The organism is Anaerostipes sp. PC18 (assembly GCF_039789045.1).
Classification (GTDB): Bacteria; Bacillota; Clostridia; order Lachnospirales; family Lachnospiraceae; genus Anaerostipes; species Anaerostipes hominis.
Window position 1 is genome coordinate 3,034,183 of sequence record NZ_CP121164.1, and the last position, 14,242, is coordinate 3,048,424.

At 40.1% G+C, this 14,242-nt stretch carries 18 protein-coding genes and 5 pseudogenes; 11 read left to right on the forward strand and 12 right to left on the reverse strand.

Features of this window, described 5'->3' with window-relative positions:
• The first annotated feature begins 165 nt into the window (after positions 1–165).
• On the forward strand, positions 166–1,092 hold the full coding sequence (locus P8F77_RS16285; protein WP_235824642.1) for a YafY family protein: 927 nt from the start codon (positions 166–168) through the stop codon (positions 1,090–1,092).
• Positions 1,089–1,682, forward strand: a complete 594-nt coding sequence (locus P8F77_RS16290; RefSeq protein ID WP_024729387.1) for a uracil-DNA glycosylase family protein — start codon at positions 1,089–1,091, stop codon at positions 1,680–1,682. The genes P8F77_RS16285 and P8F77_RS16290 overlap by 4 nt, the downstream gene beginning before the upstream one ends.
• A 277-nt stretch (positions 1,683–1,959) precedes the next feature.
• Here the strand turns inward: P8F77_RS16290 and P8F77_RS16295 are convergent, their stop codons facing one another.
• Positions 1,960–2,130 carry a hypothetical protein gene (locus tag P8F77_RS16295; protein WP_186992527.1) on the reverse strand — a complete coding sequence of 57 codons (171 nt, stop codon included), beginning with the start codon at positions 2,128–2,130 and terminating at the stop codon, positions 1,960–1,962.
• A 13-nt stretch (positions 2,131–2,143) separates the two neighbouring features.
• Positions 2,144–2,422, reverse strand: coding sequence for a hypothetical protein (locus tag P8F77_RS16300; RefSeq protein ID WP_347256192.1), 279 nt, complete (start codon positions 2,420–2,422; stop codon positions 2,144–2,146).
• Between the two features lie 348 nt (positions 2,423–2,770).
• Between P8F77_RS16300 and P8F77_RS16305 the strand changes: the two genes are divergently transcribed.
• Entirely contained in the window at positions 2,771–3,028 is a 258-nt protein-coding gene (locus P8F77_RS16305; protein WP_347256193.1) for a hypothetical protein, read from the forward strand.
• Between the two features lie 4 nt (positions 3,029–3,032).
• Here P8F77_RS16305 and P8F77_RS16310 read toward each other — a convergent pair whose 3' ends face one another.
• From P8F77_RS16310 to P8F77_RS16320, 3 genes are all read right to left on the reverse strand, one after another.
• Positions 3,033–3,296: a TIGR04076 family protein gene (locus tag P8F77_RS16310; RefSeq protein ID WP_347256194.1), complete on the reverse strand. Its 264-nt coding sequence runs from the start codon at positions 3,294–3,296 to the stop codon at positions 3,033–3,035.
• A 4-nt stretch (positions 3,297–3,300) separates the two neighbouring features.
• Positions 3,301–3,609 (reverse strand): antibiotic biosynthesis monooxygenase, encoded by a 309-nt coding sequence (locus P8F77_RS16315; RefSeq protein ID WP_024729386.1) that lies wholly within the window; start codon positions 3,607–3,609, stop codon positions 3,301–3,303.
• Positions 3,610–3,679: 70 nt separating this feature from the next.
• Complete coding sequence (locus P8F77_RS16320) at positions 3,680–4,495, reverse strand: helix-turn-helix domain-containing protein (RefSeq protein ID WP_347256195.1); 816 nt, start codon at positions 4,493–4,495, stop codon at positions 3,680–3,682.
• Between the two features lie 158 nt (positions 4,496–4,653).
• Here P8F77_RS16320 and P8F77_RS16325 point away from each other — a divergent pair.
• A pseudogene (locus tag P8F77_RS16325) lies at positions 4,654–4,908 on the forward strand (helix-turn-helix transcriptional regulator); the annotation flags it as partial.
• A gap of 417 nt (positions 4,909–5,325) precedes the next feature.
• Here P8F77_RS16325 and P8F77_RS16330 read toward each other — a convergent pair.
• The 4 genes and pseudogenes from P8F77_RS16330 to P8F77_RS16345 form a co-directional block, all read right to left on the reverse strand.
• On the reverse strand, positions 5,326–5,529 hold the full coding sequence (locus tag P8F77_RS16330; RefSeq protein ID WP_024729383.1) for a helix-turn-helix domain-containing protein: 204 nt from the start codon (positions 5,527–5,529) through the stop codon (positions 5,326–5,328).
• Positions 5,501–5,898: pseudogene (locus tag P8F77_RS16335) on the reverse strand (sigma factor-like helix-turn-helix DNA-binding protein). Before P8F77_RS16335 ends, P8F77_RS16330 begins: the two are co-directional and overlap by 29 nt.
• 464 nt (positions 5,899–6,362) lie before the next feature.
• Entirely contained in the window at positions 6,363–7,355 is a 993-nt protein-coding gene (locus P8F77_RS16340; RefSeq protein ID WP_347256196.1) for a C45 family peptidase, read from the reverse strand.
• A 66-nt stretch (positions 7,356–7,421) separates the two neighbouring features.
• Positions 7,422–8,276: an AraC family transcriptional regulator gene (locus P8F77_RS16345; RefSeq protein WP_347256197.1), complete on the reverse strand. Its 855-nt coding sequence runs from the start codon at positions 8,274–8,276 to the stop codon at positions 7,422–7,424.
• Between the two features lie 383 nt (positions 8,277–8,659).
• On the opposite strand from P8F77_RS16345, the gene P8F77_RS16350 reads away from it, so the two are divergent.
• From P8F77_RS16350 to P8F77_RS16380, 7 genes and pseudogenes are all read left to right on the forward strand, one after another.
• Entirely contained in the window at positions 8,660–8,860 is a 201-nt protein-coding gene (locus P8F77_RS16350) for a hypothetical protein (RefSeq protein ID WP_051405269.1), read from the forward strand.
• 62 nt (positions 8,861–8,922) lie between these two features.
• A pseudogene (locus P8F77_RS16355) lies at positions 8,923–9,192 on the forward strand (recombinase family protein); the annotation flags it as partial.
• A 78-nt stretch (positions 9,193–9,270) separates the two neighbouring features.
• On the forward strand, positions 9,271–9,603 hold the full coding sequence (locus P8F77_RS16360; RefSeq protein WP_289707462.1) for a transposase: 333 nt from the start codon (positions 9,271–9,273) through the stop codon (positions 9,601–9,603).
• Positions 9,600–10,366 (forward strand): annotated as a pseudogene (locus tag P8F77_RS16365) (IS3 family transposase). The gene P8F77_RS16360 and the pseudogene P8F77_RS16365 overlap by 4 nt, the downstream one beginning before the upstream one ends.
• A 94-nt stretch (positions 10,367–10,460) precedes the next feature.
• Positions 10,461–10,517, forward strand: a pseudogene (locus P8F77_RS16370) (hypothetical protein); the annotation flags it as partial.
• Positions 10,518–10,606: 89 nt separating this feature from the next.
• The gene (locus P8F77_RS16375; protein ID WP_347256198.1) at positions 10,607–11,134 is read left to right on the forward strand and encodes a transposase; all 528 of its coding nucleotides are present in this window, start codon (positions 10,607–10,609) and stop codon (positions 11,132–11,134) included.
• Positions 11,135–11,186: 52 nt separating this feature from the next.
• Entirely contained in the window at positions 11,187–11,363 is a 177-nt protein-coding gene (locus tag P8F77_RS16380; protein ID WP_186992545.1) for a hypothetical protein, read from the forward strand.
• A 148-nt stretch (positions 11,364–11,511) separates the two neighbouring features.
• Here the strand turns inward: P8F77_RS16380 and ltrA are convergent, their stop codons facing one another.
• From ltrA to rplM, 3 genes are all read right to left on the reverse strand, one after another.
• Entirely contained in the window at positions 11,512–12,795 is a 1,284-nt protein-coding gene (gene ltrA / locus P8F77_RS16385; RefSeq protein WP_347256199.1) for a group II intron reverse transcriptase/maturase, read from the reverse strand.
• A gap of 552 nt (positions 12,796–13,347) precedes the next feature.
• Positions 13,348–13,740, reverse strand: a complete 393-nt coding sequence (rpsI, locus tag P8F77_RS16390) for a 30S ribosomal protein S9 (protein ID WP_006568524.1) — start codon at positions 13,738–13,740, stop codon at positions 13,348–13,350.
• A 16-nt stretch (positions 13,741–13,756) separates the two neighbouring features.
• On the reverse strand, positions 13,757–14,191 hold the full coding sequence (gene rplM, locus P8F77_RS16395; protein ID WP_006568523.1) for a 50S ribosomal protein L13: 435 nt from the start codon (positions 14,189–14,191) through the stop codon (positions 13,757–13,759).
• Positions 14,192–14,242 lie beyond the last annotated feature (51 nt).

Sequence of the window (14,242 nt, forward strand, 5' to 3'; positions counted from 1 at the left end):
ATTTTATTTTTCTGCAATGCTCATTCCAGAAACCCGTAACACCAAGACACCTCATTTCATTTCTCATTTTTATTTATTATAGTCTCTGACATTGATATTGTCAACATCCATTTTTATCCTGACACACGTTGTCAGGGTTTTTCTGATATAATAGGGGACAAGGAGGTGAAACGATTGCACGAAAGCCGCTTATTCAAAATTATTTACTATCTGTTGGAAAAAGGACAGGCAACTGCACCTGAACTGGCCTCAAAGTTTGAAGTATCTGTGAGAACCATTTACCGCGATATTGATGTAATGAGCAGTGCAGGAATCCCAGTATATGCCGCTGCCGGAAGGGACGGCGGTATTAAACTGTATGATGATTTTATAATCAGCAAAGCCTTGCTGTCTGAGTCTGATATTCAGGATATCTTAATCGGTCTGCAAAGCTTATCCGCTGCCCGGTATTCCGATCATGAAAGTACATTAGAAAAATTACGTGCTCTTTTTAAGCAGACAAATACAGACTGGATTGAAATTGATTTTTCTCGCTGGGGAGCCTGCGTTCAAAAAGAAAGCGAAATATTTTCTCTGCTGAAAACCTCTGTTTTAAAAAGACAGGAAATTATATTTTGTTATTATAACTCCAAAGGAGACATCAGTGAAAGGCGGTGCCGTCCGATAAAATTATTGTATAAAGACAGGTCGTGGTATTTGTTTGGATTTTGCTGCAAAAGAAAAGATTACAGATTATTCCGTATCTCAAGAATGAGAAAGCTAGAGCTCACAGAAATTATGTTTGATGAAATTTCTGATGACAGTTCAAGAATTTTGCCGCTGCCTGAGGATATGGAAGTATTATGCGAAATAGAACTTCGCTTTCCACTGAACATGGGGCATAGAGTTTTAGATATTTTCAGTGAAGAGGCGATAATACAAAACGATAAACAGATTGTTGTAAAGGCGTCGCTGCCCCGGAACGAATGGCTGTACGAAATGTTATTATCTTTCGGAGAGAATGTTGAAATTGTACACCCGATAAGCTTAAAAGAAGAAATCATAGAGCGGTGTGAAAAAGCTCTAAACCATCACAAAGGAGCGGGATTATGAATATAAAAAAAAGTTTGCAAACCATAGATGCTTCGGGCAGTAATTTTTATTTCAATGACGTTGATGTTGTCCCGGAGAATATCAAAGCTGTACTTATTAATGAAGTCGTTCCCCAAGATCCTGATAACGATTTTTATGGAAAACAGGAGGGAGAATATCTTTCTGCCGCTATTTCTCTTTTCCACAACGCAGGGATAGCAGTGAAAACAGCAAAAGAGCTGCTGGACTTGGGGATCTATATTACAAATGCAGTAAAGAAACCAAAATCTCACACTTCCGTTGAAAGAAGCATGATCGAAGAAAGCCTGCCCTTTCTTGAGAAGGAGCTGTCCTTATTTCCTAATGTCCAGGTAGTCATGCTGATGGGGGATGTGGCAAAAAAAGCAATGAACATGATCGCTAAAAAAACAACGAAAAGGAATGCAATTCCTGCTGTTTCAACATACAAACTGCGCCACAGCGAAATTTACTATAAAAATATACGACTGATGCCCTCCTATATTATGACAGGGACAAACATCCTAATTGAAAAGTCGAAGTTTCAGATGGCTTCTGAAGATATTTCTAACATGATTTATATGATCAATTAAGGTATTGTGTTTCATCTTCATCAAAAATGAATTCTTTACAAACTTTCAAATTAGTGGTATATTTTAAGCAGAAAAAGGAACAACCGTTCAAAGCGGTTTGACCTAATAATAAAAGCAGAAAATCCACCCTATTACTTGCCAAAGTTCTCAAGGGTGGTTTTTCTATGCATAGCTAATGACTGATCAAATGTATGAAGGTCAAACCACCCTGTAACACGGTTGTTCCATAACCAAATTTTATCATACTATATCATAGGTAAACAAAAATACCTTTTGCTTATATCAAAGTCGCAACAACAATTGAACATATTGCACTCAACAAAGTACCCAGCAAGTAGTATTCTGCAAATATCTGATCTTTAGATATTTTATCATAACGAGCAATGGATTTTGCTGTAAGAACTAATCCTACCGCTGAATACTGATCTACCGAAATTAAAATTGTCATAATAATTCTTTCATTATCTTATATATTCTCCTAACACTTCACTCGTACTTCTGACTGCTTTATCATATACGTAATAATTTTCTTTCGATAACATCTTATTAACAGATGGCTGTGTAACTCCATTGCGTATAGCAATATTTTTCTGTGTATCTTTATTTTCAATCATATCACAAATAATAACTCTTTGTTTTTCTGTCCAATCTTGTTCAATAACCTTTATTAATTCAAAAATTGTATTTATCAGCATCACTTCTTTTTTATTTTCGGCTTCAATATATATATCTGAAATCACTTTCTTATTTTTCTTTTAACAGATTTATTGCATTTCTGGCATAATAATATGCCGGTCCATCTGCTCCCAATGCCATATCCGTATTTATCTCTGTCGTTATTTACCAATACCAAACCGAATTTCTACAGGATACAGTCTCATTTTTATTTCCTGAACAATATTTACAAGATTTTTTCCGTGTAATAAAAACCCTTGAAATTCATCTCTTAAAGTAATTCTTGATCCTAATTTTCTCGACTCCCTAATATCACCAATTACCGCCACAAACTAATAAGTTTCTATATATCAGATAACAGAAGAAGGAGTAATGAAATATAAACAGTATTATAATGATGTGTGTAATCATCCATGAAGCCCGAATATTCCGTGGCGATGGGCGGGCTTTTTTTGATAAAAATGTTGTCGGATTATGTCGATACAAAAGCATCATGGCGATACCCCCTTGATACCGCCGTATCCTTAAACAAGGGCGACTTTAACACACCCTCCATATTCCTATTTTTGAAAAAGAAAACGGCGGCTTTGATTGTTATGTCAAAACCGCCGTTAGGCTCGCTTTATTTTGTTTGGGCGTTCCGTTGTATTCCGTTTCAAATTTTCACTTAAATAACTAGTCCTCAATCAGAGTAACTTTGAAAACAACATACCCATTATCAGGACAAGCCAAATTTCCTTTTGACTTTGGGTTTTCTTCAAAATTAAAGGTAGCTCCATTGTGTAGGGCGACTTGAATAGGAAACAAAGCCATGTAAGCACCTCCACAAAATGGAGTACAGGGAGTATTCATACCCTCACATTGAAATACGTCCCCTACCTTATATCCACATGAACAATGCCCTGTTACCTTTTCAATTTGAAATTCAAACTTTTTCACTTTTTTATCCCCATTTTTTCATTTGTGGTAATATGCTCATTTTGACACTTGCAGCGTCAAGTGCTTTTACAAAAGGGGCTGCTCCCTCATCTTGAAACATTTTATCAGAAGCAGCCTTGAGTTCTTCCATTGAAGCCCAATGCTGTATCATAGTCCATTCCCTGTTTTCTTCGTTGTAGAGAAGCTCCGTGTCAATAAAACCCTGTTGCTTTGAATGATAGTCCTTTTCAAGCGAGTCCACAATGCTGATAAAGCTGTCTTTTGTTACCTCCTGTGAAGCTTTCATTGTTACGATTTCCGTTGTAATAGACATAAAAAATACCTCCTGTTTTTTTCATAGTCTACATGAAATAAAACAAGAGATATAGTAGAAAATCGACTGGTCATAGGTATTTGTATTTAACATTCTCTTTTACAGTAGCTTTCTCTGTCTGAAAGGTGCGTGGTGCTGTTCCCGAAAATCGTGTAAACTCTTTTATAAAATATGATTGGTCAGTAAAATTATTATCGTAAGTAATATCGGTTAAACTAATATGTTGATGTACTAATTGATTACATGTATTCTGGAAACGTTTTATACGACGCAAAATTTTCGGAGTATAGCCCGTATAATTTAAAAACATTCTCTCAAAAGTTTTTATGTTTATTGACCGTTCATAACAAAAGGATTTGATAGATATATCATCGCTAATTGTTATAAAATCTGATATTAGCTGTGCTTTATCCACAAAATCTTGCTTTATAGATAACTCCTGAATCAAAGTATTTTCGATTTCAGCTATTATTTTTTCAGTAGTATCATTACTGACTGCTTTTTTTAACTTTTCTCCTAAACTGTATGAAAGCCCATTTAGATCAACCACTTTGTTTTGAACTTCCTTAAGTGATTTATGCACAAAGGGATATAGCCCATGAGGATAAAATGATATACCAAAAATACTAATGTTTTTTTCTTGATGGATAAAACTGTACTTGCTACGTAGTCCATTGATATGAAAAGGGGGTGCTATTATTTTATTACATTCTGTTTCATATACCACATCATCAGCCAAATTCAATATAACATCAATACAATCCGTTGGAAGAAGTTTATAGTGTATGTCTGCATTCGCGGCTTCAATGTGCCAAAAAAATTTCACCCACGGAATAAGACATTCATTTTTAATTGCATAACGGGTAATATTTAAAATGTTAATCACCTCTAATCGAAACTTTCTATGTATCATTATAAATGTTTGACCTCAAAATATCAACATATTACCTGCAAATACCATGTTCTATTCTAATCAGCACTATGATATGTGTAATCATATTCAAAAAGGAAAGGTGAACGGTAAAATGTAGTAGGGTGAAAAATATGAAGCAGGACAAAGTGAAGTATGATTTTAAGGCTTTCGGGCAAGCCATAAAAGAAGCACGAAAGGCAAAGGGTATCTCGCGCAACCAGTTAGCGGACAGACTGAACATTGCGCCGCGCTATATCGCGTCCATTGAGAACAGCGGACAGCACCCAAGCCTACAAATCTTTTATGAGCTTGTCACCTTTTTAGATGTGTCGGTGGACCAGTTCTTTTTCCCAAATGAGGAAACGGAAAAATCTACCGGGCGGCGGTAGCTCGACAGTCTGCTTGCCGATGGGGGGTGTCACGCGGTAGGACGGTGTTTTTGTGGGGTTAATTTCCCTTGCCCGGTCAAAACCGCGCCCGCAAAGCCCCATGATACAAGGGTTAATAGTGATAAGGAAGTATTATAACAACTTATCCATAACGCTGACAGACAGGGTGCAAACAAAAGCAGAGAATATATCACTTTCTTTAGTGGTCGGTTCTCTGCTTTTTTGTTACGCCATAGAAAGCCGTTTTTGAGGGCAGACATATAAAACCTTTGCCCCGTCATTTTAACACTCGCAAATCCGCATAAATCAAGGACAAAATAACTCCTATTGCGTAACAACCCCCATAATAAATTGAGGGCGAAAGCAGTTTACTGATTTCGTCCTCTTGACAGCTTTTCCTGTCTTTGCTACTTCCTAACGGTCGAAGCGAAATTTCAATATAGCTTCAACCAGTTTTGCCTTTAGCCTGTCCTGCGTGTCGTCATTGATATGTCCCTTATACATAGACAGATACTTGATGTATCCTGTGTAATACCGTAATACTGCGTCTACTGCTTCCGGTTCTCCGGCAACCGCTTTTTCGATTATTTCAAAAGGTATCAGTTTTTTGTTTCTCATGTTCCAGTTTCTCCCATTCTTTTCGTAACTGTTTAAGCGCAATATTTCGCCTGCTGTTTATCGTGCTTCTGCAACGCCCGTACAGTCTGCCGATTGCTTCATCACGATAGCCGACAAAGTAATAAAGCAACAGGACTTCACGCCGTAATTTCGGTAATCTTGACAATGCCGTCGCTAACTGTTCATTATCAACGATAATTTCTTTCCCAAACACAAGAAATGCGGTCGGCTTGTCCAGCTTTTCAAAGTAACTATCCATAGCAGACGGTTCAAAAAATCTTTCCGACATCAGATAGTTAAGGGATATTTCCTTTGCTTCTTTCCGCTTCAAATCCCGCCAGCGTTAATTGCTTCATGGCACAGGACAATTTTACAGAATCCGCTAAAAGCATATTAGATATGCTCTATAAATTGTTCAGAGTATTTCATATTACCTACCTTTCTCCCTATATAAAAGGACAAAAAAATCCCATGCAGGATAAATTGCATGGGTATCTGATACAACATAGAGTTATGATAACATATTAAATGAATTGACAGTTCATATTCATAAGCAAAATACTCCCCGGCGGTGGACGAGATTTTTTTAACAGCTTAAAGATTGTGGGATTCTGTATATATAGTGCATGTTTCATAGCGGTTACCTCTATCCGCCGCTATCATTGTAAGAAATAGCACAGCCCTATTGGAGATATAAAGAAATGGCGGTTTTGATTTCTCAAATACTGCCACAAAAGAATGGAAGCGCACTAATACTCCTGCTGACAACGGCTTTTTTTCTTTTGCCATTTATGGCAATACCATTGTGTGGCAGGTATGTGAAAACAGATTTTTTATTTTTCTGATACAATATCATGCAGTCTGCTATCGGCAATAAATTTTTTCTTTCTTGGGTCACCCTCTGCCCGGAAAATAACCAGACTTCTTAAATCAAATATGGAACTCCAGACCGTTTCAAAATCCGGCTCATTGTCATACTGACACATAAATCCATATTCCCCTTTTAAAAGCAGTTTGGTTGTTTCAATGACATCATCCGTAATGCAATGCGAAAAGCTGTCCATAACTACTCCATAACGTTTTGCAGAATCATAATCATTTCCATTCGCATCATCATATTGTTTCATTTCATCAGAGGTAAAACTGTTTACTGTGCAAACAATTTTGCCATTTTTAAACATCTCTGGTTTTCTGATTCTTTTAGCAGTAGGAGTACACTCAACAACTACCATATTGCCGCTTCTATCTGCAAGCAGGATATTACAGTTTGAAGCAATCGGTAATGGCATAAGCAAAGAAATTGCCGCTTCCGTGCTGTCCGCTTTTTCAAGTAAATACCGAACAACAAAACACGAGTTAAATCCCGCCTGTATTTTTTCAAGCCCAGTCATAACAAACGTCATGGCAACAGCTAACCCATGCTCGTTCAGCCCCTCTTCTCCATTGACAAACGAAGATGTGGTAATGTTAAAGCGGTTTCCGTCTGCCGGAGCATAGATTTCGCTCTTGCTCCCGTCGCGCAGATATGGCGGCAAATCATTATTTCGCCCATATATGATTCTGCCATTTTTTGAAAAAGCAAATGCTGTGCATCCACGGATTTCAACAGGTATGTTTTCTTCTAAATTATACATACAGCACCCCATACACAGCATCCATGAAGCAAATGGTAAATAATCTATTCCCATCGTATCGCTGATTCCCAGTATTTCTTCGCATACTTCAGGGAAAAACTCTTTTAGAATTTTTTCACTTGCTTTTCCATGTTCTATCTGAAACTTGTCAAGGTGAAGTGGGAAAGCCATTTTTGCTTTTTGAAAAATCAATCCTCTTTTTACTCCCATTTGGTAATGTTCGCCCTTTAACCTTAAATGATACATTTCTCTCTCCTTCTACTTCTTTATTGCAATCCATACTTCCGAATGACCGCAGACTGGCGCTTCTGCAACAATCGGATATACTTCAATATCGGGAAGCCCTGCATATTCATATCCCGAAAACGGAAGCCATTCAGAGTAAAAACGCCGGAATACGCTCTGCACATTTTCTTTAAAACGTCCGGTGTTTTCAAAAACAACCCATGTTGCTGCCGGGATTTCAAATTCTGCCATTCCATAAGGAACAGCGGTATCCGTTGAAACCGCGATATAGTAAAAAATATTGTCCGGGTCTTGATATGCTGTAACGCCTAAAATACCCTTTGGTTCATTTTGGTGAAAACTGCATAATTGTTTAAAATGCTCTGTGTATAATGTCTGTTTCCAGAATCCGGGAATATTCTGCATATTGACTTCTATATCATCAACTAAAGGCATCCGAACCCCAATCATACGCATAGGACATTTTTCCTCAATGTGGTATGGCATAGCATCTCCTCCTGTAACTGCTACAGAGAACCTTATGGGTGGGTATGAATTTAGGGTAATTCCATTATTCTTAGCCGCAGCCGGTGCAATTCCATGAACGTTTTGAAATGCCCGGTTAAACGATGTCGGGGAATTGTACCCATATTTTAGCGCAATATCTATTACCTTTCTGTCTGTCCTCTGCAATTCAAAAGCCGCCTGTGACATCCTGCGCTTACGGATATATTCTGCCAATGAGATACCCGCAACATAGGAAAACATACGTTGAAAGTAATAGGTTGAGCAACACGCGATACTGGCGGCGGTGTCTACAGAAATTTCTTTATCAAGATTTTCCTCTATATACTCTATAGCATTGCTTAAATTTTTCAACCACTCCATTTTTAACCTCCTCGTGAAAATCATACCCGAAGATAAGATTTTTTTCCTCGCTTTTTCTGTCCTCTTTTGTAAACTCTACCGCATTAAAAATTTTCTTTCAACTCATAAAAATTTTGTTTTCATTTGGCATTTTCCAAACTTTCCCGTAGTAGGGCATAAGGAAAACTTTTTGAAGAATTTCTCTCAAAACTCCGTCATTTTCGCTCTGTGCGGTGTTGTAGGTAGTGAGAGGATTTTCAAGAGGGTTTGGGATTCTTCCCAACAAGCAGAATCTGTCCGCAAGCCGCAGGCGAAAACGGGCAGATTTACGGAAAAGGGTACCCTTTTCCTATGCTTGCTCCGAAACTTCTCACTTTAATAAATACGGAAGGGAAGGGAAAAGAATGGAATGGGATATTGAAATCAAGGACAGTGAATTTGTACCGCAGAACAGGAAACCGACAGAGGAAACCGTCTGCTACAAAATCGGCGGCACATACTATGAAGTGTCTACCTCCTGCGGCGGCTCGGAACGGCTACGGGATAAGATGATACGGCTCATAAAATCGGAAACCGTCAAAACGCCCAATGACAAACAGGGATAGGCGATGTATAATAAGTACAGCACTACTGTTTGTCGGGCGTTCATTACAGGAGGAATGAACACATGACAGCAAATACAAATAAGCCCGGACAGACAACAGCATTATACGCCCGTCTTTCGCAGGAAGATACGTTAGAGGGCGACAGCAACAGCATTGTGAACCAGAAAGCAGTCCTTTCCAAATATGCGGCGGACAACGGCTTTTCCAATCCCGTTTTCTTCATTGACGATGGAGTATCGGGAGTGACGTTTGACAGACCAAATTTTAACCGTATGATTGCGGAAATTGAAGCCGGAAACGTGGCAACGGTCATTGTCAAGGATATGTCAAGATGGTGTGGTATAAAAAAAGTTGACAGTTTATTCTCAAGGATTTCATAATAAAACCAAGAGAATAAGGAGGTATTCAAAGTGGCACGTAAATATGACCATGAATACAAAGTACAGGCAGTAAAACTTGCCAAAGAAATCGGAGGCGTCAAAGCGGCTAAAGAACTGGGAATCCCTGAAGGAACCATCCATACATGGCTGAAAGCCGTAAGAGCTGGCAAGTTGGATATTGGGGAAGGTTCCCATACCCCTGCCAGCGCAATGAGCCTGTCAGAAGAGATTACCATGCTGCGTAAGAGGGTTAAGGAGCAGGATAAAGAAATCCGTCGCCTAAAGGAAGAAAACGAATTTTTGGAGGAGGCCAGCGCTTTTTTCGCCGCCAGCCGTCGGAAGTCAGTAAAAACCAGAGAATGATCTTTTTGGCTTTGAAAACAGAGGACGGCAGGATTACCGGGAAAATTTCATTTTATTGCCGAATGCTTGGTATCAGCCGGCAAGGCTTCTATAAATATCTTGAAACCAAAGATCGTCCCTGGAAGTACCAAGACCTGGCGGATGCCATGAAAGAAATCGCCAGCGAGGATGAATGTAACGATACTTACGGACGGATTCGGATGTATCAGGCACTGTGCCTGAAGCGGCCGGAGGGAGTGTCGATTCCCAGTGAGCGGACCGTATACCGGGTCATGGACCAAATTGGCCTGAGCCATCGCCCCAAGCGAAGACCGAACGGGATCACAAAGGCAGACCGGGAGGCTATGAAATCAGATGATCTGCTGAAACGGGATTTCCATTCAGATGCCCCATTAGAAAAATGTATTACAGATATCACGGAAATCCCGGCGTCCAATGGGAAACTGTATGTATCTGTGATTTTCGACTGCTTTGATCTTAGCGTCCTTGGTCTGGCAATGGAAACAAACATGAAAGCAGATCTGTGTGTCCATACACTGGAAAACGCCCTGACTGCTTATCCTGCACTGGAAGGCGCTATCATCCACAGTGACCGTGGAACACAGTACACCAAAAGCAGATGACTGTAGAGGAATTAAAGGTACTCATTTGGAGATACTTCCTCAGCTACTGGAATAACCGGAGGATATGCTCTGCCAATGGCGGGCTTCCACCTATGATAAAACGCAGGCAGTATTATGAGGATTTGGAACTGGCCGCATAGTCAGTGATATGCTTGAGAAAAATGTGTCAACTAATATTGACAATATCATACCTTCGGCAGGGATCTCAAATGGAACCCTCATATCCACTGCCTTATCTCCGAAGGCGGTTTTAGTGATGACGGCTTCTGGCGTCATGTGAAACACTTTAATTACAATTTTCTCCGTAATGCTTTCCGCACGGCTCTCCTGAACGAAATGGAATCTATCATTGGGCCATCCTTTAAGAAGATAAAATCAAAATGTTATACCGATATAAACAGGGCTTTTATGTTTATGCTAAGCCCAATCTCTGTGACCCCAAAACAGTTATCAAATATATTGGGCGTTATCTTGGACGCCCTGTTATCGCCACCTCCAGAATCGATAAATATGATGGCGATAATGTCACTTTCCACTACAACCGCCATGAAGATGGCAAATATATAGAGGAAACAATTCCCGCAATTGACTTCATCAAGCGGTTGATTCGCCACATCCCTGAAAAACATTTTAAAATGATTCGATATGGCGGCTTATACGCCAGACACCGCGAAATTGATTCCAAACTTTACCGTGCCGTTTCTAAAAGCAAACACCGTATCTATCGGAGTTTTAATCAATGGAGAACTGCCATTTTGACTTCCTTCGGTTACGATCCTTTGGAATGTCCTAACTGCAAGCACAAAATTACTGTTTTAGAAATATATTACAATCACAAATGCGTATCCCTTGAAGAATTATACGAGAAAGCAATGTCCAAATCTCGTGGAAAGCGTTCTTCTGCATGATTCCTTTTTTCGCATTCTATGCTATAATCCTCTAAAAAGAGGAGATACACCCATGAAACCTAATATCGAGGAATTACGCAAAAAATATATCGATAATCCGCCAGAAGGAATGACATCTAAGGACATTCGCCATATGAGCGAAGATGAACTTCTGGATATGGATTATTTCTTAAATGAAGATGATTTGTTCGATGACGAGGCTGGTGTAGAAGGTTTTTGTATCTTCTAACCAACGTCGTCCAATTCCAATGCCCGCCTTGATGCGGGCTATTTTCATTCAAGAGTTCGACGTTTGTCGAACTTTCCTATAAAATCGAGTAGGGGAGATTAAATCTCCCCTCTCACACCACCGTACATGCCGTTCGGCATACGGCGGTTCAACATAACTTCAAAGCATGACGTTCCATGTAATAATCGTAGCAACTCACAAGCCCTGCCTGTTTCAGCTTTTCTTTTGAGATTGCCCTGACTACACAGGTTTTCGTTACTATCCATTGATAGTGGTCTCCCATGTATGATGTCTGTCTTGCAAGGTCTTTTCCTATACCCAGCTTCTGCAATCCCCACTGCCGTTTCTTCGGTACTTTCCATTGTTTCCAGATTATTACTCGCAGTCTTGTACGCAAATGTGCGTCTATGTCGGTCATTGCTGTTTTCATCCTACCTATTGCAAAGTAGTTTATCCAACCTCGGATTACCCTGTTGAGCTGTTTTACCCTTTCCGCAAACGCCATTGATTTTCTTCTTTCTGTCAGCTTCTTTAACGTCCTCTTAAATTTCTGCACAGAATCCTTGTGTGGTCTGCACTTCCATTCTTTCGTCTTGGAATCTTTCCAGAATCCAAAGCCGAGATATTTGAGGTTCATTGGTCTTGTTATGTGTGTTTTATCTGCATTTACTTTCAGACCAAGCTTCCTCTCTATCCAGTCCGTTATCGAATACATAACACGTTTGGCACTTGCTTCGCTTCTGACTGCTATTACACAGTCGTCAGCGTACCTCACGAAGCGCAATCCACGTCTTTCCATCTCTTTATCCAGTTCATTCAGCATGATATTAGACAATAGCGGCGACAGATTGCCACCCTGCGGCGTTCCCTGTTCTGTTTTCTCATACCTGCCCTGCACCATGACTCCTGCTTTCAGATATTTCCGTATCAGCGATTCCGTATCTCCGTCATTTATGATGTTGTGGACAAGGCTCATCAACTTATCCTGCGGTACGTTATCGAAGAATTTCTCTAGGTCTATGTCCACTATCCACTCATATCCCTCATTGAGGAACATGAGCATATCTTTGATAGCCATTTCACAGCTCCTGTTTGGACGGAATCCGTAACTGTGGTCTGAAAACAGCGGCTCGCACATAGGGCTGATTATCTGTGCTATACCCTGCTGGATTACCCTGTCCATGACTGTCGGTATTCCAAGTTTTCTTTTGCTTGCGTTAGGCTTCGGGATTTCTACACGCCTCACGGGTTGAGGTTTGTAACTCCTTCCTCTGATTTGCTCCCTGATACTGTTCCAGTTCTTACGGATAAATCCATCAAGTTCTTCCAGTTCCATGCCGTCAACGCCGCCTGCACCCTTATTGGCACAGACTTTCTTATATGCTTCGTTCATGTTCTTTTTCTCCAGTATCTTTTCCAACAATTCCGACATACTTTGTGTGCTTCGCTCCTTTCCGCTCCCTGTGATTTGTCCTATGTTTATGCGTTTACAGCTCATATACGTTTCGCCTACATCCGCTTGTCGAATACTCACAGGTACATACATTCGTCTGCACGGTTACATTGTTCAGCCCTTCAGATTTCTCCTACTATGGCTTCTGCTGACTTCTCACAGTTCGTTGTTACTACGGCTGATGAAACCGCCTGTGAGACCTCACGGGATAAGTCCGTGTTCTTTCCTCGTCTACCCTCCCGATTTACGCACATGGGTTACGGCTACCTTTAGGGCTTCGTTGCTTTAAGTCAACTTACCCACCATGTACGCCTTAATATCGGGTTTCTGTCCGTAGGGCTACGATTTCGCTATCCCTTCTTCTCGCCCACACCTCACGATGCAAACCTTGGGAGTCGCTTACAAGTTCGTCGGTAGCTACGCCTATGTGGACTTGCACCACAGAACACGGACATGCCCGTCATACTTAAAAAGACCCCATGAAAACAAAAAGTTTTCATGGGGTTGATTAATTCTCTTATATAGCAAAAATTATCTCTTTGAGAACTGTGGTGCACGACGTGCAGAACGAAGTCCCGGTTTCTTTCTTTCCTTCATACGAGGATCTCTGGTTAAATATCCTGCTTTCTTTAATACCGGACGGAAGTCTCCGTCAACCTGTAATAAAGCTCTGGAAATACCGTGGCGGATTGCTCCTGCCTGTCCTGTAAATCCACCGCCGATAACATTTACCAATACATCGTATTTTCCGAGAGTGTCAGTAGCAACCAATGGCTGGCGTACGACTACTTTTAATGTCTCTAATCCTAAATATTCGTCAATATCTCTTTTATTGATTGTGATCTTTCCTGTTCCTGGTACTAAATATACTCTAGCGATACTGCTTTTTCTTCTACCAGTTCCGTAATATTTTGCTGTAGCCACTTAATCGTCCTCCTTCTTAATACTTGATCTCTAATGCTTTTGGCTGCTGAGCCTGGTTGTTGTGCTCTGCGCCTGCATATACGTGAAGTTTCTTAATCATTGCTCTTCCCAAAGGACCTTTTGGAAGCATACCTTTTACTGCAAGATAGATAACATCTTCAGGCTTTTTTGCCATTTTTTCTTTTAAAGTTGTTTCTTTCATTCCGCCTACATAATCAGAGTGATTGTAGTAGATCTTCTGGTCTAATTTCTTTCCTGTTACCTGGATTTTATCTGCGTTCACAACGATCACGTTGTCGCCTGTGTCAATGTGAGGAGTATAAGTCGGCTTATTCTTTCCTCTTAAAACTTTTGCGATCTCTGATGCTAAACGTCCTAATGTATGTCCTGTGGCGTCAACTACATACCATTCTCTTTCAATTGTTGATGGGCTTGCCATAAAGCTCTTCATGGTTCTTCCTCCTAAATTTCTCAATCAATGTGTCTTCTATATAAAATACTC